At 46.4% G+C, this 23,412-nt stretch carries 11 protein-coding genes; 7 read left to right on the top strand and 4 right to left on the bottom strand.

Annotation, left to right across the window (positions count from 1 at the left end; genetic code table 11):
- Positions 1-32: 32 nt before the first annotated feature.
- Entirely contained in the window at positions 33-626 is a 594-nt protein-coding gene (locus tag ACMXYR_RS11715) for a TetR/AcrR family transcriptional regulator (RefSeq protein WP_415901725.1), read from the bottom strand.
- A 115-nt stretch (positions 627-741) separates the two neighbouring features.
- On the opposite strand from ACMXYR_RS11715, the gene ACMXYR_RS11710 reads away from it, so the two are divergent.
- Positions 742-1,698: a hypothetical protein gene (locus tag ACMXYR_RS11710; RefSeq protein WP_415901724.1), complete on the top strand. Its 957-nt coding sequence runs from the start codon at positions 742-744 to the stop codon at positions 1,696-1,698.
- Here the strand turns inward: ACMXYR_RS11710 and ACMXYR_RS11705 are convergent.
- Together ACMXYR_RS11705 and ACMXYR_RS11700 are read right to left on the bottom strand one after the other, a co-directional pair.
- On the bottom strand, positions 1,688-2,374 hold the full coding sequence (locus tag ACMXYR_RS11705; RefSeq protein ID WP_415901723.1) for a DnaJ domain-containing protein: 687 nt from the start codon (positions 2,372-2,374) through the stop codon (positions 1,688-1,690). The genes ACMXYR_RS11710 and ACMXYR_RS11705 overlap by 11 nt on opposite strands.
- A 95-nt stretch (positions 2,375-2,469) precedes the next feature.
- A complete protein-coding gene (locus tag ACMXYR_RS11700; protein ID WP_415901722.1) occupies positions 2,470-3,171 on the bottom strand; it encodes a VWA domain-containing protein in 702 nt (233 codons plus the stop codon).
- Positions 3,172-3,338: 167 nt separating this feature from the next.
- Here ACMXYR_RS11700 and ACMXYR_RS11695 point away from each other — a divergent pair, with 167 nt between their 5' ends.
- Entirely contained in the window at positions 3,339-5,078 is a 1,740-nt protein-coding gene (locus ACMXYR_RS11695) for a hypothetical protein (RefSeq protein ID WP_415901721.1), read from the top strand.
- Positions 5,079-5,235: 157 nt separating this feature from the next.
- Entirely contained in the window at positions 5,236-6,144 is a 909-nt protein-coding gene (locus tag ACMXYR_RS11690; protein WP_415901720.1) for a substrate-binding periplasmic protein, read from the top strand.
- Between the two features lie 71 nt (positions 6,145-6,215).
- Here the strand turns inward: ACMXYR_RS11690 and ACMXYR_RS11685 are convergent, their stop codons facing one another.
- The gene (locus ACMXYR_RS11685; protein ID WP_415901719.1) at positions 6,216-7,964 is read right to left on the bottom strand and encodes a lysophospholipid acyltransferase family protein; all 1,749 of its coding nucleotides are present in this window, start codon (positions 7,962-7,964) and stop codon (positions 6,216-6,218) included.
- 423 nt (positions 7,965-8,387) lie between these two features.
- Between ACMXYR_RS11685 and dinB the strand changes: the two genes are divergently transcribed.
- The 4 genes from dinB to ACMXYR_RS11665 all read left to right on the top strand — a co-directional run bounded on the left by dinB (position 8,388) and on the right by ACMXYR_RS11665 (position 23,408).
- Positions 8,388-9,452: a DNA polymerase IV gene (dinB, locus tag ACMXYR_RS11680; protein ID WP_415901718.1), complete on the top strand. Its 1,065-nt coding sequence runs from the start codon at positions 8,388-8,390 to the stop codon at positions 9,450-9,452.
- A gap of 48 nt (positions 9,453-9,500) precedes the next feature.
- Positions 9,501-10,088: a nucleoside deaminase gene (locus tag ACMXYR_RS11675; protein ID WP_415901717.1), complete on the top strand. Its 588-nt coding sequence runs from the start codon at positions 9,501-9,503 to the stop codon at positions 10,086-10,088.
- 88 nt (positions 10,089-10,176) lie between these two features.
- On the top strand, positions 10,177-11,730 hold the full coding sequence (locus tag ACMXYR_RS11670) for a SulP family inorganic anion transporter (RefSeq protein ID WP_415898857.1): 1,554 nt from the start codon (positions 10,177-10,179) through the stop codon (positions 11,728-11,730).
- Positions 11,731-12,005: 275 nt separating this feature from the next.
- Positions 12,006-23,408, top strand: a complete 11,403-nt coding sequence (locus tag ACMXYR_RS11665; RefSeq protein ID WP_415901716.1) for a retention module-containing protein — start codon at positions 12,006-12,008, stop codon at positions 23,406-23,408.
- Positions 23,409-23,412 lie beyond the last annotated feature (4 nt).

Here is a 23,412-nt window from a genome sequence, read left to right as displayed (position 1 = left end):
TCGGTGCTTTTTTATTTAAGTGTAAGTCGTTGTTAATGGCATGGGCTGTGAAGTGCCTTAAGCATATTTGTGATGACTGCATCATATTTAGACTGATCTGGACGCTTGCTACTTAAAACGCGAAGCCCCCAAATATTTGTCATTAGGTATGTTGCTAGGTCCTCAGGTGATTGCTGTTTATCCAACAATCCTTGTTCCTGAGCTTGAGTTAGCGCGTTAGTAAAGTAGGTTTCAACTTGGCTTAGGTAACCACCCACGCGTTCTCTGATCTCATCATCTTCTGTAGCAAGTTCTAGCATGGTATTTACCATCAGGCAGCCTTTGCCAAGGCGGTCATGTACTAGATCATCACAGAAGCATTTAAAAAACTGTTCGATTCCTTTCAAAGGTGTTTCAGCATCTTCCATCACGGTTGAAACCCTATTCAGACTGCGCTCAGCATAGGTGTCTATAACTTCTAAAAACAAACCACGTTTGCTTTGAAATGCACCGTAAAGTGATCCTGGTTTTAGTTTGGTCGCATTCACAAGGTCGGTTACTGATGTTGCACTGTAACCTGTTCTCCAGAAAACATTCATTGCCTTCTCTAAGACATCAGTACGATCAAACTCTGCTGGCCTCGCCATATTTTGCCCTCCTTGTTCTATTCGCTTATTATCATTATTCGATCCGCATCTCGCAATAGTTAATATGATAACCGGTAAATACTTCTCGTTTCTCCCTTTTTTTGTAGTTTTTTTAGTGATCATTACTCTAACAGGTTGTCAGAAAAAACCTTCAGAATTCAGCTCTGCGGAAGGTCCGTTGTTTCGTCGTGGTATAGTGAACATGACTGATCAAGGACTTAGTTTTAAGCCTTGCTATGTTAACAAGCGTGAGCTGATTAATGATTACACCGGCCGTTTAGAGCGAAAGTTGGATAACTCCATAGAGCCTGCTTTTTATGCGGAGATGAGTGGCTCTCATATTGCACCAGGTGAACCTTGGGAGGTTTATCAGGTACATCTGATAGGTGGAAATCAATCTACTTGTAGTTACGAATTGTCGGGCAATGAATATCGGGCTGCAGGTGATCGGCCATTATGGATTGCAGATGTTCGGGATGATGGCATCTATGTTCAAAGGTACGATCGTTTAAAACAGCTGATTTTCCCTCTATCAGATCCTATGAAGTTTGGAAGTAGCATTGAGTGGAGTAGCCAGCTAAAAGGTATTAAGAACTATAGTCTGAGTTTAAATGTGGATCGTTTACGATGTCAGGATCGTTATGGAATCGAATACGAATATACGGCTCAGATGGTGTTAAATGGTACTGTCTTTGAGGGCTGTGCCCGACAAGGCAAGTTAGATCTAAGAACTCTTCCTGGGCTGTATGGAATAGAGCTACCTGGATTGAGATCACAAGGGCGTTATATTTCCCTTGAGTTATCAAGCGACCAACAAGCGGTTTTAACTCAAGATTATCGTAACCGTCAGCCGTTAATCGTTCAAACCGGTTCTTGGCAGTTGATGAAAAATGGCCGAGTAGTTATTCATTTTGTAGATATTGATGGTCGAGAAGATAATGAAATCCTTGTGTTCGAAAAGGATAAAAAAGGTGGCTTATTATTGAAGGGTTATAGCTCTACGTTTGGGCATTCGGGGTTCCGATTAGAAAGAGCGGGCCCCGAACGCTTGTATCGAAAATTTAATCGTTAATAAGAACGTCTTTTGCTTGATTGATCTGAGCTGCCAGATAATCACTTCCCCCGCGGTCAGGATGCAGCTTTTGCATGAGCTTTCGATGAGCGGCGATAATCTCCTCTTTGCTGCTACTAGGTGAGATACCTAAAATATCGAAAGCTTCTTGGCGACTCATCGCCCCATGTTGAGTGTGATTGTTATAACTTTCGTTATCTGGGATATCATCTTCGCGCCAACTGTCTCCAAAGCGTTTGTCTAAGTATGTTGTTAATAAGCGTGTAGATTCCCCATCATGTTGACGACAGTACTGAAGTAATTGAATAAATTCTTGTTCGCTTAACTCCCCCAGTTCTCTGCCCTGTAGTGGTCCTTGTTTTACCGTGCCATACATCACGCCAGAATCATGATCTAAACGCATCGACAGAATCTTTGTTTCCACTTTTGAAACGTTGCCCGAGCTAGCTTGGCTCTTACGCTTTTTATACAAATAATTAAAGAAAGGAAGGAAACGAATAAAGAGTGGAAAAAGTCTGCGTGCAAAAGGGAGTAAGCCCGCTGCTACGGCTGCAATCCAGTGAAGCCTACCGGTTAGAGCCATTAAGAGTACAAATAAAGAAACAATGACTAAAACAATAGCGATGACTGCGCGCGTTCGCTTTGCTGGTGTAAGTGTCTTCAGCCAAAAGAACACAAGAAAACCTAATCCGGCTAAAACTACTAAACTGATGGGATTCACAATTTACCTTTACTGATGTCTAAAAAATCATAATAACTAAGTTGTTTATTTTACCGTAACTGTTCCAGTAGATGCTTTGCTGCTTGCCCTTTATTTTCAATATAGTGTTGAAATGCTGGTTTACCTTGACTGGCATAGATCGCAACAGCTATCAGTAGCTGCTTCAATAACCCAGAACTGTGGTGATCAAAGTGGTGATAAGCGCCGCCTGATAGATGAGCAATGGCAGTGAAAGCCTGCCTTGCTCGACAGTCAGAACCTTCCTGAAAAATGAAAACTGGGGTTTTAAGCAACCCAAGTTGGCCTGCTAGAGAGGTTAGCTTATCTGTGCTTTCTTCCTGACTATCACCAATATAGATGATAGCTTTGACCTCTTTTGTTCGTGTTTCGTCGATTCCTAATTGCAGTACTTTTCTGATTTGAGTATGGCCTGCGGCACAAGATACTTTCTCCATGATCTGGCTGAGTTGTGCAGGTTGGTTTATCCATTGGCTATGATGGAATTCTTGAAAGCCTCTAAAATAGCAAAGCATCACAGCAAGGTTTCCGACCTCGCTGGTGGCAGAGAACATCTGATTTTGTAAGTGACATGCGTGATCCCAAGTGGCTTGGCGACTGGCAGTGGCATCTAAGGCAAATAGAATACGCCCTTGAGCATGGGAATTGGCTGGGGTTAGTTCATTGGCGAGTTGTATAAACTCATCTAGTTCTTTCCTAGAAGAGAGTGTTGTTAGGTTATTATCTTTCTTCATAAGTAAGCCAAAGTTGCGGTCAAAAATTAAGCACAATACAAAAAATATGTATATCAATCGCTTGGTCTAATCCTTAGTAAGAATTATTCCTATTTTCTTCTGAGACTAACGACAGTTTGAATCAGTTCAGTTAAGATCTAAAAAATTTATAAAAGGAGTTTTGTAAGGTGCGTAATGTCATTATAGCCGGTGCAGTTGTAGCAGCCGGTGCAGTTGGCTACATCCTGACCCAACAAGATGGTGGTATTACTACCACGACTAAATCACCATTGGCATACGTGCCTGCGGATACGGTTTTCTTCTCTGGTCAGCTAGAACCGTTCCCGCTTAAAAACTACCTTCAGTCAACGAGCTCACTTCAAGCAAAAGCACCTCAAGAAATACTAGATGCATTAGATGATGAAACCGATCCGAAAAAACGGTTCTTCTCAAGCCTGATAAAAGCTTATTTTGAAGCAGCAGGTTCTCCTGCTGAATTTCAAAAAACATTTGGCCTACCAGATAAGCTGAGAATGTATGTCTATGCTGTAGGCTTTATTCCAGTTGTTCGTTATGAGGTAACGGATGCTCAGGGTTTATGGGCTACGTTAGATAAAGCAGAACAAGAGAGCGGCTTCAAACACGAGTCGCGTATCTCCGGTGAACTTCAATACCGCGCTTACACACTAGAAAATAATGAAAAGGGTGATAAATTCGAAGTGCTTGTTGCATTCGAAGATGGCTGGGCTACGTGGACAATTAATACTCATGTCAATGATACTAAAACGATTGATATTGCTTTAGCTCAAGCAAAGCCAGCACAGTCACTACAACAGGCAGGTACTGTTGAGCAAATTGCAACGCAACATGGTTTTATTAAGGACTATATCTCTTATATAGATCATCAGCAGTTAGTTAAAGCATTTACTACTGAAAATGGTAATGCGTTGGCAAGTATGTTGACGAAAGCGATGGTAGCAGGAGGTGATCCTGATGGCTTAGCGGATGTGCGTAATCCAGAATGTCAGTCAGAGATGGCTGCTATTGCAGCAAATTGGCCACGTACTGTGATTGGTGCGCGTAGCGCAGATGATATCCAGATTACGCCAGAGCGTAGTTTTATGCGTGTTTCAACTGTTGTAGAAAGTAAAAATAAAGTTGTGATGGATGCGCTAGCTTCTCTTCAAGGTTATATCCCATCATACCTAAATGATGCCCAAGTATTTGGGATGGGGTTAGGTCTTGATGCCAACAAGCTTGGTACTGGTTTGTCTTCTATTTGGAGCAACATGCTCGAGCCTTCCTACAAATGTGCGCCGCTAGCTGAGATGCAAGCGGGTGTGCAACAGTCTAACCCAGCGGCTTTAGCGATGTTTACGGGTTTGGCTCAAGGAGTCAAAGGTATTGGTGCTGCTATTCAGGACTTCAGCTTGCAAACTGAAGGCTATGCGCTACAGCTGGATTCTTTGCAAGGGATCGTTTCTCTGTCTGCTGAAAATCCAAAAGTATTGTTTGATATGGCGAAGTCGTTTGCACCGCCTCTAGCGGCAATCCAGTTACCTGATGATGGTTCTGCAATCGATTTGTCGACTATGGTCCCGATGCCTCCTGAAGTAAACGTTAAGCCTATGCTGGCGCTGAAAGGTCAGCACTTGGTTATCTTTGCAGGTGAAAGTGGTCAGGCTCTGGCGGATACGTTGGGTTCAGAAAAGATCTCGGGTAATGGTTTGTTGAACTTCTCAATGGATTATAAAAAGATGCTAACGCCGCTTCTACCCGTTATGGAAATGGCTGCTGACCCAGAACTAACTGAGCAGATGGAAACGCTTAAAAATATGGATATGAAAGTCAAATTGGCGTTGAACCTTCAGTCTCAAGGTATTGAATTGAATACTGAGATGGACGTAAAAGCGCCTAATCAAAAGTAATCTCCTACCTTTAGATTTATCTGACTATAAAAGCCGCTTAGTATCTTCTACTAAGCGGCTTTTTTGGTTAATCCAGCTAGACTTAGTTTTAAAGCAGTAAAGTTAAGCCTCTGGATTTTACTGAGTAGATTTTTGCGAGAGTTGCGTTGGGATGAGGGTGTCTCTACAAAAGTTATTAAGTCAGGTATTGATCAGTGCTACTTTAATCGTAGGACATTCCGCTTATTCTCCTAGGGTCTGGTCCACAGAATTAAGAACAATTCCTCCTCAATCAGATTTTGATGTAAGCCATAACTATTTTGTAACGTTGCTTCAGTTAATGTTGGATAACACCTCGTCTGAGTACGGGAAAAGTAAAGTGGCGCATGTCGTAAGGATGGAGCAAGGTCGAGCTTTTTATGAATTGAAAAGAGGGGAAATTATAGATGTGTATTGGGCGGGTACTTCGATCAATAGAGAAGAAGAATATACTGCTATCAGAATACCGCTTCTGAAAGGCTTGCTTGGTTATCGGCTAAGTATTATTAGGGAAGATTCTAAAACTAAATTTCAAGCCATTAAAAAATTGGAAGATTTGAGAAAGTATACTGCTTGCCAAGGCAGACATTGGCCCGATTCAGATATTTTGGAAAGTGCTGGTATTAATGTCAGGAGAGGGCCGATCTATGAGTTGATGTTTGGACAATTAGCCGCTGGTCGCTGTGATTTTTTCCCTCGGGGGATTCATGAAGGAGGTCCAGAATTTCTTGCTCGTCGAGAAAAATACCCTAATCTACGCTTGTTCTCTGACACGATAGTTTATTACCCATTTCCAATGTATTTCTTTGTCCGCAAAGGCAATCTCAAATTAGCTAAACGATTAGAATTGGGATTAGAAAGAGCTATTGATTCGGGAGAGTTTGATCAATTACTCAAGAAACACCCTATCACGTCCACGTTGTTTCCATTAACCCAGTGGGGTGAAAAAAATATAATCGCTATTAGTAATCCTTTACTTCCAAGAGATACACCAATCAATAATAGTCGCTATTGGATGAGACCTGATGATCTGAAATCTAAACCGTAGGGTTTATTATCCAGAGGCATTATGGTTTACATCCTTGGGTTAACAAGTGCGTTAACCAATAATCTTCGAGGTTATTCTCCAATATAGCGTTTATGCTTCTTTTCTTTAACGTAGCTAATATCGACTAAAACTAAACCGTCGATGCAGTAGTTAAAGTCGGGATCTACGCCAAAATCTAGAAAACGAACACCGCCTTCAGTACACAGCTCGCTATATTGTTTATACAGAGTTGGAACGTTGACGCCCATGAACTCTAATTGCTCTTTTAAGACACTGAAGTCGCTTTTGTAGTTATTACCTTCGAAAAGGTTTCTCATGTGCTCTTCAGTAGCGTTGTCGATTCCATAAGGAGAAACGGAGCTAGCGAGATTTTCACGATCCTCAAAGTAATGGCGATAGAACCAAACCAACATATCTTTAGCAGCCTTTGGGTAATTATTACTTAGGCTGACTGGCCCAAACATGTAACGAATTTCTGGATGTTTACGAAGGTATGCTCCAATACCGTACCAAAGATAATCTAAACTACGCTTGCCCCAATATTTCGGTTGTACGAAGCTTCGACCGAGTTCGATACCTTGCGAGAAATAAGGCTGCATATCATCGTTATATTGGAATAGGTCGCTGCTGTAGAGTGTCTGTTCTGGTTGATCCTTAAGCTTTGCTGCTTCTGCCAATCGATAAGCCCCGACAATTTCCAATTCTTCTTCATCCCAGAGGATGATGTGGCGGTAGTACTGATCATAGTGATCAAGATCTTTTTTAGCACCGGTGCCTTCACCAACACAACGAAAGGCGATCTCTCTTAAACGACCAAGTTCATGCATGACCGCTGAATCTTTAATGTAGTCGAATAGATAGATTTTCTTACCATCAGCGGTCTCACCGAGTAACTCAGCATCGCGTAGTTCTTGCTTAATACTTTGGCGATCTTGAGGGTGTGCGATGGTTTTCTCAGTGATAAAAAGAGGTTTCTTATTTTTTGCAATTCGATAGAGGTGCTTTTTTAGCAGTTTGGTTTTTTCTGCTGTAGAAATTGGCACTGCATCTATTTGACTGTACGGTATGGCTTCTCCAACTTTAACTTGTATTGTCACTGAATATTGTTTGAACATCTCACGCGCTAACATGATGGTAGAGAAGTTCTTATTCAGATAAGAAACGCTATAGAAAAGTGGTGAGTTCTTACCACCAATAAAAACCGGCAGTATTGGTGCGTTGGCTTTGCGAGCTATACGCAGAAACCCACTGTTCCATTTATCGTCTTTGATACCTGTAATCCCAGCACGTGAAACTTCACCGGCAGGGAAGACGATTACTGCTTGTTCTTGTCGAAGTGCATCCACAATACTTTCGATGTTCTTTTTACGTGTATTCCCCTTTAAGTTATCAACAGGCAGGAATAAGTTGCTGATAGGGGCAAAGTTCATCAGAACATCGTTAGCAACAATTTTTACATCTCTACGAACTTCACCAACAAGTTTCAGTAAGGATAAGCCATCGAGTGCGCCAAGTGGGTGATTAGCAATGATCACTACTCTGCCAGACGAAGGAATATTAGCTCGGTCGTGATTACTGATGCTGTAACCAAAGTTAAAGTAATCCAGGACTCGATCAATAAATTCGAAACCATGGGCATCTTTGTTTTTAGCTAAGAAGGTATTGATCTCTTTCTCATGCACCAACTTTCGAAGCATATGCAGTGCAGATCGCTTAAAAGGTGTTGGCTTAGAATCAAAGTCTGGAAACTTATTAATTACAGCTTGTTCTACATTGAGAACAGGCACAGCTGTCTGTGAAGTATTTTCATGTATGTTCATAACATGAAAAATATAGGGAAGGAGTGTGACTAACCTTTGACTGTTGGTTTAAGGTTTTATGACAAGGTAACTAGTCCCCCTCAGTGTCATTTTCATTCAATGCTTTGGTCCAAAGGTCCCCATCTTCCTCTCTGCGACCTGAGTTTTTTCGGCGATTAGGGTTATCAGGTTCATACCTGACTTCGGAGCGCCGGTCCTTGAGTTCTCGTCTGTCTTTCCCTGAGCGTGTGTTAGAGCCGTGAGGATTGTTATCCATATAAATTCTCTAGTTTGGATGAAGGAGGAACTCTGGGTAGTTTAATAGAGGAAGAGAGAGAGCTACCCAGAATTCCTAAAGCCTTTAACTTTCAGCTTAGCAAAGAATTTTGATTTTTCGATGAAATGAAAATAATATAACTGTATAAATAAACAGTATTTGTTTTTATGCAACGAAAAATCATTCATTGTGACTGTGATTGTTTTTTTGCTGCGGTTGAAATGAGAGACAACCCAGCATTGAAGCACGTTCCTATGGCGATTGGTGGCGATCCATCTCGTCGTGGTGTCATCGCAACATGTAACTATCCTGCTCGGGAATTTGGGGTGCGTTCAGCTATGGCGACAGCTCAGGCACTGAAACTATGCCCTGATCTCACAGTTTTACATGGCAATATGGATAAATACCGAGAAGCATCAAGGCAGATCATGGATATCTTTCGAGACTACACAGATATCATCGAGCCTCTCTCTCTCGATGAGGCGTTCTTAGATGTGACTGGAACGGATTTGTGTCAGGGAAGTGCAACATATATTGCTGAAGATATTCGACAACGGGTGAAAGAAACTGTGGGTATTACTATATCTGCAGGCGTTGCCCCGAATAAATTTATTGCCAAAATTGCCAGTGATTGGAATAAGCCTGATGGCTTATATGTTGTCCAACCTGCTCAAATCACTGCATTTCTAGATGACCTATCGGTAGATAAGATTTCCGGTGTAGGTAAGAAAACCGCAGAAAAACTCGGCTCGATGGGTATTTCCACCTGTTTAGATCTTCGCAAACGTTCATTAGCTGAGTTGGTTGAGCGCTTTGGTAAGTTTGGAAAGTGTTTGTTTGAGCTAGCTAGGGGCATTGATGAAAGGCCCGTACAGACAAGTCGGATTAGGAAGTCGATCAGTGTTGAACATACCTATGCAAATGATCTGGGTGATGTTGATGCTTGTTTAGATAAATTACCAGCATTATTAGAGGAGTTAGCTCAACGGTTTGAAAAGCATGGCAAGGATAAACAAATCACAGGAGTGATTGTTAAAGTTAAATTTTTTGATTTTATTCAAACCACTGCAGAACATGCCGTTTCCATCCCAGAGGTTTCTCATTTTCGCCAGCTGTTAATTGATGCGTTTAATCGGGGAGGGCGTCCAGTGCGATTGTTGGGCGTTGGTTATAAATTAAAACCTATGTTTGATCAGCAGCCTAAGCAATTAAATTTACTCGACCCTTCTTAGTTAGCCCTTTTACTTTGATTAACCCATACTAGGTAACTGAAATAAACAATGGATATGCCTAAGGGTGATATGCTGGACAGTGAAGTAAACATCGATAATGTCAGAGTTCGTTTAGCGACATACAGTCATGAATATACCTGTGGTATGGACGCTTGGGCGCTGCGTTGTTGCCAATTAGCTATGGATGCTACTGACAAAGGTAACTATGGTGTTGGGGCTCTACTGATCAGTCGAGAAGGCGATATTTTAGCGGAAGCTGGAAATCAGGTTTTCTCTAATGGCTTTAACTCTTCTGCCCATGCTGAGATGTGTGTGATCGATGAATTTGAACGCACCTATCCAAATTATTCCTCCAGATCTGGCCTAATGTTACTCACGTCTTTAGAGCCTTGTCCTATGTGCTGTACACGTATACTTGCTGCCGGAATTGGTCAAGTAAGATATCTCACTACTGATAAAGATGGTGGCATGATGTCGCATTGCGATAAGTTGCCTTATGCATGGAAAAATCTCTCTGAATTAATTGATATTCAAGAGGTTAAGGATCTTCCGGAACTTTCTAAGTTAGCTAGCGATATTGCATTAGCGAACATTTCTTTATTGAGAAAAAAACTATTAGGGATTATTCGTCCCTGATTCCTGAAATTAGCCATTGCTTTTGCTATACTCGCGCGCTTTTACACGGTCTGGTCAAAAAAGAACCAGTGTCTACCCGAGGTGATAAATGATCCAATTGCTTGTGTCTAAGACACAATCGCTAAAAAGCGACCTGCTTTCAGGTTTGACAGTGGCTTTGGCGCTGGTACCTGAAGCTGTAGCTTTTGCGTTTGTTGCTGGTGTTGAGCCATTAGTTGGCTTATATGCAGCGTTTATGGTCGGACTGATTACTGCCACTATCGGTGGTCGACCAGGTATGATTTCTGGTGCTACTGGTGCTTTGGCGGTAGTGATGGTTAGCCTTGTGGCAATGCATGGGGTTGAATATCTCTTTGCCACCGTTGTGCTAATGGGGATATTCCAGATTTTGGCTGGTATCTTCCGCTTGGGTAAGTTTATCCGCTTGGTGCCTCATCCGGTAATGCTTGGTTTTGTAAATGGTTTGGCAATCGTTATTTTCCTTGCCCAGATGAAGCAATTCCAGTTCACTGATGCCGAGGGTAACTTGCAGTGGCTGCAAGGTGAGCAGATGATGCTGATGCTGGGATTGATTGCCCTGACTATGGCAATAATTCACTTCTTGCCTAAGATCACGCGAATTATTCCTTCCTCGCTTGCTGCGATTGTTACAGTGACGCTGTTGGTTATTGGTCTAGATCTAGATGCTCGTACAGTACAAGATGTGCTTGCAGATATGACGGGTAACCCAGCTGCAACCATTGCTGGTGGCTTCCCTGAGTTCCATATCCCGATGGTTCCAATCAATCTAGAAACGCTTAAAATTATCGTTCCTTATGCGTTGATCTTAGCTGCGATTGGCCTAATTGAGTCTCTACTAACGTTAACCTTGATTGACGAGATCACAGAAACCCGTGGTCGTGGCAACAAAGAATGTATTGGCCAAGGTGTTGCTAACGTAGCGACTGGTTTCTTTGGCGGTATGGGCGGTTGTGCCATGATTGGTCAGAGTATGATTAACATCAATTCTGGCGGTTTGGGCCGTGCATCGGGTATCTCTGCGGCACTATTCCTTCTTGCCTTTATTTTGGTTGGCTCAAGCTTAATCGAAATTATTCCGGTGGCAGCGCTTGTTGGTGTTATGTTTATCGTCGTAATTGGAACCTTTGAGTGGGCTAGTTTGCGTCTATGGGGCAAGATCCCTCGTTCCGATCTGATCGTCGTTATCGCAGTAACAGGCGTAACTGTTTGGCAAGATCTGGCGGTTGCGGTAATTGTCGGTGTCATTATCTCTGCGCTGGTATTTGCTTGGAAACACGCAAGTAATATGGCATTTGAAGTACGTGAAGAGTACGACACTAAGGTGTATCTGCCTAACGGACCGTTGTTCTTTGCGTCAATTCAGACATTCCGTGATCAATTTAATCCTAAGATGGATCCACCTGAGGTGATCGTAGACTTTGCGAATTGCCGAGTTATGGATCATTCAGGTATCGAAGCAATCGACTCACTAGCTGAACGTTATGAAAAAGCGGGTAAGGAGCTTCACCTTCGTCATTTGAGCCCAGAGTGCCGTGCGCTAATGAAGAAAGCTGGTAGTCTGGTTGAAGTGAATGTGATTGAAGATCCTAAATATAAGGTGGCCGACGACAGTTTGGCTTAAAGCTTATATTCACTTTAAAAACGCTGGCTGATGCCGGCGTTTTTTTTGCTTTTATTGTAAGTCTTGTAAAAATTTACTCTCCTAATAACTACTTAAAACAGTAAGTTGTTGGTTGTTTTTTGATCTATTGTACATCGGTACAATAGGCAGAATTAACATCTGTTACTACGTTGATATAAAGAGTTTTAAAAATTCTTAGTTCTGCGGCTGTTATTAATAGTTATTTCTCAGTACGCATTGATGAATACCACGAATAAAAAATGGGAGTGGTGGTCATGAGTGTAGTTATAGGTTCTGTATCTCAAATATCAGGTAAGGTTGTAGCGATTAGCCCAGATGGTTCGGAGCGAACCCTCGCCTTAGGTGATCCTGTATATGAAGATGATTTAATCAAAGTTTCACAAGATGGCTCAGTTGAAATAGATGTAAACAATGCTGAGTTAGTTGCATTGGAATCAGGGCAAGTTTGGCTGGTGTCGAGTGAAACCTTTTCAGTCATTGATAATATTGACCCAAATGAATATGCAGTGAACCCTGAATTCCTTGATGCTGCGTTAGCTGCAGAGGTCGCAGAAAATGCTGAAGACGCTGTTGAGCTAGCTAGAGAAGAGGCTGCCGCAGCTGAAGAAGCTGGGGAAACGTTCTTTGATCAAGCAAATGCTGATGCGGAAGCGGAAGCCGAAGCAATTCAAGCTGCAATTTTAGCCGGCGTTGACCCTACTGAAGTAGGTGAAGCAACTGCAGCAGGAGGTGAACCTGCTGCAGGTGATGGTGGAAATGAAGGTTCTTCTACCGTAAACATTACCCGTACAGCTGAAGAAGTAGATCCCACAGCTGGTTATGAAACTATAGGTTTCGAAGATACTTTTGAGGAGCCTGAAGAGGAAGAACTCCAGCCAATTATCCCACCAAATAATATCCCGGTGATTACTGTTAATGAATTGGGTATTGATGGGACTGATGATGTAGTTAATGAGGCAGGCTTGCCAGAGGGTAGGAATCCTGAAGATGATACTGAATTTGCTTTCGGAAGTTTTACAATCAGTGATGCTGATGGCCTGATTGGGATTCAGAGTGTAACAATTAATGGTGTAACTACTCCAATTGGTGAGCTGGTAGGCAGTAGCTTTGATGGCGATTATGGCGTAATGACCATAACTGCTTATGACTCTAATACAGGTATAGGTTCATATCAGTATGAATTAACGAGTCCTGTCACTACAGATCCATCTGTTAATGATGGCGCTAATACCGAACTAAATAAAGATACATTCAGCTTTACCGTGTCTGATGGCATTGATACATCAGCCCCTTCCGCAGTAACAGTAGATATTATCGATGATGTACCTGATGCCGAGGTTGTATCTGATAGAGAGCCTGAACTGCTTATTCTTGATGAATCTCCACTTCCAGAAGAGGGGGATGGTATCTATGAGGTTAGTATTGATTTCAGCGCTGCTTTCGTCGGTCCAGCTCAATATGGAGCCGATGGTCCTGGCTCAGTTAGCTACGCATTCATATTAACTGGAGAAAATGTTGGAACTGGTTTGTTTGCGTTGGGAGAAGATGGTCAGCAAGGAGCTGAAATTGTACTGAATATGGAAGGTACCAACGTTGTTGGTACCAGCGGTAGTGGGACAGAAGACGATCCGTTGATCACTCATTTCACAATAAGTGTGGATAATGACTTTGATTCAGAAAACTTCGGTACAGTCACTTTTACACTTGAGAATAATATCTGGCATTCAGATACTGATGAACACGATGAAGCTGAAACTCTGAATGTACATGGCTCTTATTTCGATGAAGAGCAAGAGGAGATCCTGAATAGTTTAGTGCTGGAACAAACTATCACCGATGCTGATGGAGATATGGATAGTGCTTCAGTTGATATTGGTAGTGGTACTTTCTCAATAGAAGATGATGGCCCAACGGCTCAACTTCGTACCCCAGATGAAGGCGAGCAGCCAGCGACCTTAGTACTGGATGAAAGTGCGCTTGATAATGGTGGAATCAACACCGTGAAAGAAGACTTTTCAGTGTACTTTGTTACGGACTCTGAAGGTGATGACGAGACCGGGGATCTGGATGTTGACTACGGTACAGACGGTCCGGGCTCAGTGACTTATACCTTAGCATTGTCTGCGGCGGGTCTTGCGACTCAACTCTATGCACTGGATCCGAATGATACCGAGATAGTAGATGACCCCTACGGTCAGGGTGATGAAATCCTGTTGTTTATGAATGAAGAAACGGGCGTGGTTGAGGGTAAAACCTCTGCTGAGTCGGAGACTGTTTACTTCAGCATCAGTGTGGATGAAAACAGCGGTGAAGTGACCTTCGAGCGTTATGAAAACATCTGGCATGACAATACCGGCGACCATGATGATCCGGAATCGTTGCAACTGGATGAATTGGCGACGCTAAAACTAACCCAGACGGTTGAAGATGCAGACGGTGATGAAAGTGCTGTTTCAATCAACTTAGTGGGAAGTGATAGCGATGGCGATGCAGTAACTAGCTTCACCATTGAAGATGATGGACCAGTTGGAGCAGGTAGTAACGATAATGCTTTACACACCGGTACTGTTCTGGTAGATACGGGTACAGACGGTGGTACAGTCGCTTGGAGTGGAAGCACGTCGTACGGCAACTTCAGTGGAGACGCAGATGGTGTCTATAATTACTCATCAACAGTGGATGATGCAGACTATCCTGCTGGAACGGTCTTATCCGACACCGTGTCTTATACCATTACAGATGGTGACGGCGATACCACAGGTGGATCGTTGACCTTCACCTACAAGGTTCAAAATCTGGAACCGGAAATCTCAGTATCGGGTGAATCCACCTCACTACTGTTGGATGAATCTATCGGCGAAGATGTAAATGATGAGAACGCAGAAGATGATGATGCAGGTGAAAGCGATCCATTTATTGGCAGTGTGAATGCAAATCTTGCTCCGCTCTTCAGCTACACCATTGATGATTATGGTAACCAGAGTGATCCGGGTAGTGCGACAGCCAGTGAATCCTATGGTCTGAGCTTAACAACCGAAAGTGAAGACGGTTTTGTTGAGACTACACTTCAACGTTCCTCTGATAATGAAACGGTTTACTTGTATCAGGGCGAAGACGGCATTGTTTATGGTGTGACCTTAGATGGTGAAGGTGAAATAGATGCCACCGTACTCTCGATTGAAGTGGACAGCGACACAGCCACTCTGACGGTTAACCAGTATGTGGCGGTAGAGCATGGAGATGCTGAAGACCATGATGATTCGGTTAGCCTGAACCTAGTTGAAGAAACAGATCTACTGGAAGTTACTTATCTTGCGTCCTATGCAGACGAAGATGGCTCCCCAGCCTCAGATGACACGGCCTTTACTCTGGCGAGTGTGGATGTGGCCAATATCAGTATCGAAGATGATGGCCCAACGGCCGAGCTGAGTGGCGACTTCAATGCCACCCTAGTACTGGATGAATCCGACGTACCGGAAGACATGACTACCCAGACCTACGTTGGCCCATCGTTGGCCGACCTGGGTAACGACGAAGTGGCCTATGCTGCTGCACTGGCGGACTGGGCTAACTACGAAGTGATCGACGATGGTGATGACGACGGTATTCACAGCGTCAGAGCCTCCTTCGCCGGAGCCTTTGCCACCACCGACTACGGTACTGATGGTGAAGGTGATGTCACCTACGCACTGGTACTGACCGGCAGCGATGTTGAATCGGGCCTCTACGAACTGGGTGTGAATGGTGCGCAAGGCGATGAGATCGTCCTCAACCAGTCAGGTGATGACATCATTGGTGCCTCTCTGGATGGAACCATCACCTACTTTACCATCAGCGTTGATGTGGACAGCGGTGAAATTACCTTCAGCCAGAACAACAGCAACAACATCTGGCACCCAACCAGCCCGGACAACTATGACGAGTCAGTCACCCTGACCGTCGATGGCGACAACGGCGAAACCGGGGATGATCTGGTCTTGAACAGCCTGGTTATAGAACAGACCGTGACCGATGCAGATGGAGACGAAGCCACTGCGGAATACGATCTGGGAGCCAACGTCTTCAGCATTGAAGACGATGGCCCAACGGCTGACCTGAGTGGCGACTTCAATGCCACCCTGGTACTGGACGAATCCGATGTACCGGAAGACATGACTACCCAGACCTACGTTGGCCCATCGTTGGCCGACCTGGGTAACGACGAAGTGGCCTATGCTGCTGCACTGGCGGACTCGGCTAACTACGAAGTGATCGACGATGGTGATGACGACGGTATTCACAGCGTCAGAGCCTCCTTCGCCGGAGCCTTTGCCACCACCGACTACGGTACTGATGGTGAAGGTGATGTCACCTACGCACTGGTACTGACCGGCAGCGATGTTGAATCGGGCCTCTACGAACTGGGTGTGAATGGTGCGCAAGGCGATGAGATCGTCCTCAACCAGTCAGGTGATGACATCATTGGTACCTCTCTGGATGGAACCATCACCTACTTCACCATCAGCATTGATGTGGACAGTGGAGAGATCACCTTCAGCCAGAACAACAGCAACAACATCTGGCACCCAACCAGCCCGGACAACTATGACGAGTCAGTCACCCTTACCGTCGATGGCGACAACGGCGAAACAGGGGATGATCTGGTCTTGAACAGCCTAGTTGTGGAACAGACCGTGACCGATGCAGATGGAGACGAAGCCACTGCGGAATACGATCTGGGAGCCAACGTCTTCAGCATTGAAGACGATGGCCCAACGGCCGAGCTGAGTGGCGACTTCAATGCCACCCTGGTACTGGACGAATCCGACGTACCGGAAGACATGACTACCCAGACCTACGTTGGCCCATCGCTGGCCGACCTGGGTAACGACGAAGTGGCCTATGCTGCTGCACTGGCGGACTCGGCTAACTACGAAGTGATCGACGATGGTGATGACGACGGTATTGTCAGCGTCAGTGCCTCCTTCGCTGGAGCCTTTGCCACCACCGACTACGGTACTGATGGTGAAGGTGATGTCACTTACGCACTGGTACTGACCGGCAGCGATGTTGAATCGGGCCTCTACGAACTGGGCGTGAATGGTGCGCAAGGCGATGAGATCGTCCTTAACCAGTCAGGTGATGACATCATTGGTACCTCTTTGGATGGAACCATCACCTACTTCACCATCAGCATTGATGTGGACAGTGGAGAGATCACCTTCAGCCAGAGCAACAACGTCTGGCACCCAACCAGCCCGGACAATTATGACGAATCAGTCACCCTGACCGTCGATGGCGACAACGGCGAAACAGGGGATGATCTGGTCTTGAACAGCCTAGTTGTGGAACAGACCGTGACCGATGCAGATGGAGACGAAGCCACTGCGGAATACGATCTGGGAGCCAACGTCTTCAGCATTGAAGACGATGGCCCAACGGCCGAGCTGAGTGGCGACTTCAATGCCACCCTGGTACTGGACGAATCCGACGTACCGGAAGACATGACTACCCAGACCTACGTTGGCCCATCGCTGGCCGACCTGGGTAACGACGAAGTGGCCTATGCTGCTGCACTGGCGGACTCGGCTAACTACGAAGTGATCGACGATGGTGATGACGACGGTATTGTCAGCGTCAGTGCCTCCTTCGCTGGAGCCTTTGCCACCACCGACTACGGTACTGATGGTGAAGGTGATGTCACTTACGCACTGGTACTGACCGGCAGCGATGTTGAATCGGGCCTCTACGAACTGGGCGTGAATGGTGCGCAAGGCGATGAGATCGTCCTTAACCAGTCAGGTGATGACATCATTGGTACCTCTTTGGATGGAACCATCACCTACTTCACCATCAGCATTGATGTGGACAGTGGAGAGATCACCTTCAGCCAGAGCAACAACGTCTGGCACCCAACTAGCCCGGACAATTATGACGAATCAGTCACCTTGACCGTCGATGGCGACAACGGCGAAACAGGGGATGATCTGGTCTTGAACAGCCTGGTTGTGGAACAGACCGTGACCGATGCAGATGGAGACGAAGCCACTGCGGAATACGATCTGGGAGCCAACGTCTTCAGCATTGAAGACGATGGCCCAACGGCCGAGCTGAGTGGCGACTTCAATGCCACCCTGGTACTGGACGAATCCGACGTACCGGAAGACATGACTACCCAGACCTACGTTGGCCCATCGCTGGCCGACCTGGGTAACGACGAAGTGGCCTATGCTGCTGCACTGGCGGACTCGGCTAACTACGAAGTGATCGACGATGGTGATGACGACGGTATTGTCAGCGTCAGTGCCTCCTTCGCTGGAGCCTTTGCCACCACCGACTACGGTACTGATGGTGAAGGTGATGTCACTTACGCACTGGTACTGACCGGCAGCGATGTTGAATCGGGCCTCTACGAACTGGGCGTGAATGGTGCGCAAGGCGATGAGATCGTCCTTAACCAGTCAGGTGATGACATCATTGGTACCTCTCTGGATGGAACCATCACCTACTTCACCATCAGCATTGATGTGGACAGTGGAGAGATCACCTTCAGTCAGAGCAACAACGTCTGGCACCCAACCAGCCCGGACAACTATGACGAATCAGTCACCCTGACCGTCGATGGCGACAACGGCGAAACAGGGGATGATCTGGTCTTGAACAGCCTAGTTGTGGAACAGACCGTGACCGATGCAGATGGAGACGAAGCCACTGCGGAATACGATCTGGGAGCCAACGTCTTCAGCATTGAAGACGATGGCCCAACGGCCGAGCTGAGTGGCGACTTCAATGCCACCCTGGTACTGGACGAATCCGACGTACCGGAAGACATGACTACCCAGACCTACGTTGGCCCATCGCTGGCCGACCTGGGTAACGACGAAGTGGCCTATGCTGCTGCACTGGCGGACTCGGCTAACTACGAAGTGATCGACGATGGTGATGACGACGGTATTGTCAGCGTCAGTGCCTCCTTCGCTGGAGCCTTTGCCACCACCGACTACGGTACTGATGGTGAAGGTGATGTCACTTACGCACTGGTACTGACCGGCAGCGATGTTGAATCGGGCCTCTACGAACTGGGCGTGAATGGTGCGCAAGGCGATGAGATCGTCCTTAACCAGTCAGGTGATGACATCATTGGTACCTCTTTGGATGGAACCATCACCTACTTCACCATCAGCATTGATGTGGACAGTGGAGAGATCACCTTCAGCCAGAGCAACAACGTCTGGCACCCAACCAGCCCGGACAATTATGACGAATCAGTCACCCTGACCGTCGATGGCGACAACGGCGAAACAGGGGATGATCTGGTCTTGAACAGCCTAGTTGTGGAACAGACCGTGACCGATGCAGATGGAGACGAAGCCACTGCGGAATACGATCTGGGAGCCAACGTCTTCAGCATTGAAGACGATGGCCCAACGGCCGAGCTGAGTGGCGACTTCAATGCCACCCTGGTACTGGACGAATCCGACGTACCGGAAGACATGACTACCCAGACCTACGTTGGCCCATCGCTGGCCGACCTGGGTAACGACGAAGTGGCCTATGCTGCTGCACTGGCGGACTCGGCTAACTACGAAGTGATCGACGATGGTGATGACGACGGTATTGTCAGCGTCAGTGCCTCCTTCGCTGGAGCCTTTGCCACCACCGACTACGGTACTGATGGTGAAGGTGATGTCACCTACGCACTGGTACTGACCGGCACTGATGTTGAATCGGGCCTCTACGAACTGGGCGTGAATGGTGCGCAAGGCGATGAGATCGTCCTCAACCAGTCAGGTGATGACATCATAGGTACCTCTTTGGATGGAACCATCACCTACTTCACCATCAGCATTGATGTGGACAGTGGAGAGATCACCTTCAGCCAGAGCAACAACGTCTGGCACCCAACTAGCCCGGACAATTATGACGAATCAGTCACCTTGACCGTCGATGGCGACAACGGCGAAACAGGGGATGATCTGGTCTTGAACAGCCTGGTTGTGGAACAGACCGTGACCGATGCAGATGGAGACGAAGCCACTGCGGAATACGATCTGGGAGCCAACGTCTTCAGCATTGAAGACGATGGCCCAACGGCCGAGCTGAGTGGCGACTTCAATGCCACCCTGGTACTGGACGAATCCGACGTACCGGAAGACATGACTACCCAGACCTACGTTGGCCCATCGCTGGCCGACCTGGGTAACGACGAAGTGGCCTATGCTGCTGCACTGGCGGACTCGGCTAACTACGAAGTGATCGACGATGGTGATGACGACGGTATTGTCAGCGTCAGTGCCTCCTTCGCTGGAGCCTTTGCCACCACCGACTACGGTACTGATGGTGAAGGTGATGTCACTTACGCACTGGTACTGACCGGCAGCGATGTTGAATCGGGCCTCTACGAACTGGGCGTGAATGGTGCGCAAGGCGATGAGATCGTCCTTAACCAGTCAGGTGATGACATCATTGGTACCTCTTTGGATGGAACCATCACCTACTTCACCATCAGCATTGATGTGGACAGTGGAGAGATCACCTTCAGCCAGAGCAACAACATCTGGCACCCAACTAGCCCGGACAATTATGACGAATCAGTCACCTTGACCGTCGATGGCGACAACGGCGAAACAGGGGGTGATCTGGTCTTGAACAGCCTGGTTGTGGAACAGACCGTGATCGATGCAGATGGAGACGAAGCCACTGCGGAATACGATCTGGGTGCCAACGTCTTCAGCATTGAAGACGATGGCCCAACGGCCGAGCTGAGTGGCGACTTCAATGCCACCCTGGTACTGGACGAATCCGACGTACCGGAAGACATGACTACCCAGACCTACGTTGGCCCATCGTTGGCCGACCTGGGTAACGACGAAGTGGCCTATGCTGCTGCACTGGCGGACTCGGCTAACTACGAAGTGATCGACGATGGTGATGACGACGGTATTGTCAGCGTCAGTGCCTCCTTCGCCGGAGCCTTTGCCACCACCGACTACGGTACTGATGGTGAAGGTGATGTCACCTACGCACTGGTACTGACCGGCACTGATGTTGAGTCGGGCCTTTACGAACTGGGCGTGAATGGTGCGCAAGGCGATGAGATCGTCCTTAACCAGTCAGGTGATGACATCATAGGTACCTCTTTGGATGGAACCATCACCTACTTCACCATCAGCATTGATGTGGACAGTGGAGAGATCACCTTCAGCCAGAGCAACAACGTCTGGCACCCAACTAGCCCGGACAATTATGACGAATCAGTCACCTTGACCGTCGATGGCGACAACGGCGAAACAGGGGATGATCTGGTCTTGAACAGCCTGGTTGTGGAACAGACCGTGACCGATGCAGATGGAGACGAAGCCACTGCGGAATACGATCTGGGTGCCAACGTCTTCAGCATTGAAGACGATGGCCCAACGGCCGAGCTGAGTGGCGACTTCAATGCCACCCTGGTACTGGACGAATCCGACGTACCGGAAGACATGACTACCCAGACCTACGTTGGCCCATCGCTGGCCGACCTGGGTAACGACGAAGTGGCCTATGCTGCTGCACTGGCGGACTCGGCTAACTACGAAGTGATCGACGATGGTGATGACGACGGTATTGTCAGCGTCAGTGCCTCCTTCGCTGGAGCCTTTGCCACCACCGACTACGGTACTGATGGTGAAGGTGATGTCACCTACGCACTGGTACTGACCGGCACTGATGTTGAATCGGGCCTCTACGAACTGGGCGTGAATGGTGCGCAAGGCGATGAGATCGTCCTTAACCAGTCAGGTGATGACATCATTGGTACCTCTCTGGATGGAACCATCACCTACTTCACCATCAGCATTGATGTGGACAGTGGAGAGATCACCTTCAGTCAGAGCAACAACGTCTGGCACCCAACCAGCCCGGACAACTATGACGAATCAGTCACCTTGACCGTCGATGGCGACAACGGCGAAACAGGGGATGATCTGGTCTTGAACAGCCTAGTTGTGGAACAGACCGTGACCGATGCAGATGGAGACGAAGCCACTGCGGAATACGATCTGGGAGCCAACGTCTTCAGCATTGAAGACGACGGACCAAGTGAATTTCACCCAGATAAAGCGCACGTTATTCTGGATGTTTCCTCCGATTCATTTACTGAGCAGGAGATCACTCAAACACTTAACTTTGATCCAGGAACTGATGGTTTGGGGGATCTAACCTTTAATATCCAAAATGGGCAGCTATTCAAAGATTCCGAAGGTAATCAGTTATTCCTCGATAATAAAGAGTTATATCTTTACTACGGTGAAAATGAAGGGGAGTTGATCGCCAGAACTTCGGATGAAGATGGTGCAGTAGTAGCCTTTACTGCAACTATAGACGCTGAGGGCAATGTTAATGTTACTATTTTCAGCGGTCAGTTTATTTCCAATGTCGAGATTACCACAGTGACTGACCTCTCTGGGGTTGGTGGTGGTAACGTACCATTTAAAGGCCTGAATATAGGCAGTAATAATACGCCAGACCCAGATGGTTCAGATGATGTATTGGTAAGTTCTGAAATCCTGCCTCTTGGAGATGCTGACGCTGGTACTGTGAATAGTAATAGCACTGTACTGGGTGTAGGTACCGGTAATGAGGTATCTGATGGAGAGATCATTCGTTATGACCTAGTAACCGATCTGTCAATTAATGATCAGCAGAATCAGGAAAGTTATTCCTTTAGCGGATATCAAGAGACCTTTGTCTTTAAGCAGCAGATCCGGATAGACGGTGGTTCTAAGGATGCGGACTTCATTCTTCGAATCTATAAAGAAACGGGTGATGCAGTAACGCAAAATAACACACTGGTTCAAGGTAGTGGTGTAGCATCGATGCTGGCTCTTACAGTAGCTGAAGTTAGAATCTACAATGATTTAAATCAGTTGCAAGATAATACGGCATATGTCACTCAGAATATCGATGGATCAGTGACCGTACATGATCTACAAGATGGATGGTGGTTTGAGATTGTGAGCCTTGATGACTTTAATGAACCTGAGGCATTTAACGCGGTTGAGATTCAAGCTATAGAATATGACACTCTTGATGCGGAGGATGATGTCACTAGCTTTAAACTTGCTCAGTTTACCTTCGGACAGGATTCAGATATTGAACCGGTGAACTTTGAACTTCCGGTTGAAGGCATTGACGCCGACGGTGATACTGTATCGAGTGCTGTAGATATCACAGTATACCCTGATACTCAGAGTGTGGTTGGCACCTCCGATGCTGATGAACTGGTTGGTACTGATCAGGGCGATTATCTCTTTGGTTACGAAGGTAACGATATCCTGACTGGTGGTTTGGGTGACGATGTCTTTATGTGGCTGGATGGAGATGCTGATGGTGGTACCGATACAGTGATTGACTTTACCTATGATCTTGTAGATCCAGCAGCTGAGAATGATGTGCTGAACCTTGCTGATATGCTTGACCCTACAGGTGTTCTGGACTTTACAGGTGGCGCAGACAATATAGATGATTACCTTGTGGCAACGTTTGATGATGTTGAAGGGACTACAACGTTGGAAGTTTATCTGGGAGGAGATGCTAACAGTGGTGGTACCGTTGATCAGACAATCATCGTTAATGGTGATTTACAAACAACCTTGGATACATTGCTAGCTAACGGGAATATTGATGTTGATCAGTAATTAG

The organism is Neptuniibacter sp. QD29_5 (assembly GCF_047778125.1).
Lineage (GTDB): Bacteria > Pseudomonadota > Gammaproteobacteria > Pseudomonadales > Balneatricaceae > Neptuniibacter.
Note: the sequence above shows the minus strand (reverse complement) of the source record. Positions and strands in the feature narration are given on the sequence as shown.

Bases quoted from the DNA above. Each gene is read 5' to 3' on its own strand.
- dinB (WP_415901718.1), top strand. From the start codon at position 8,388: ATGCAACGAAAAATCATTCATTGTGACTGTGATTGTTTTTTTGCTGCG.
- ACMXYR_RS11715 (WP_415901725.1), bottom strand. From the start codon at position 626: ATGGCGAGGCCAGCAGAGTTTGATCGTACTGATGTCTTAGAGAAGGCA.
- ACMXYR_RS11685 (WP_415901719.1), bottom strand. From the start codon at position 7,964: ATGAACATACATGAAAATACTTCACAGACAGCTGTGCCTGTTCTCAAT.
- ACMXYR_RS11675 (WP_415901717.1), top strand. From the start codon at position 9,501: ATGGATATGCCTAAGGGTGATATGCTGGACAGTGAAGTAAACATCGAT.
- ACMXYR_RS11670 (WP_415898857.1), top strand. From the start codon at position 10,177: ATGATCCAATTGCTTGTGTCTAAGACACAATCGCTAAAAAGCGACCTG.
- ACMXYR_RS11700 (WP_415901722.1), bottom strand. From the start codon at position 3,171: ATGAAGAAAGATAATAACCTAACAACACTCTCTTCTAGGAAAGAACTA.
- ACMXYR_RS11665 (WP_415901716.1), top strand. From the start codon at position 12,006: ATGAGTGTAGTTATAGGTTCTGTATCTCAAATATCAGGTAAGGTTGTA.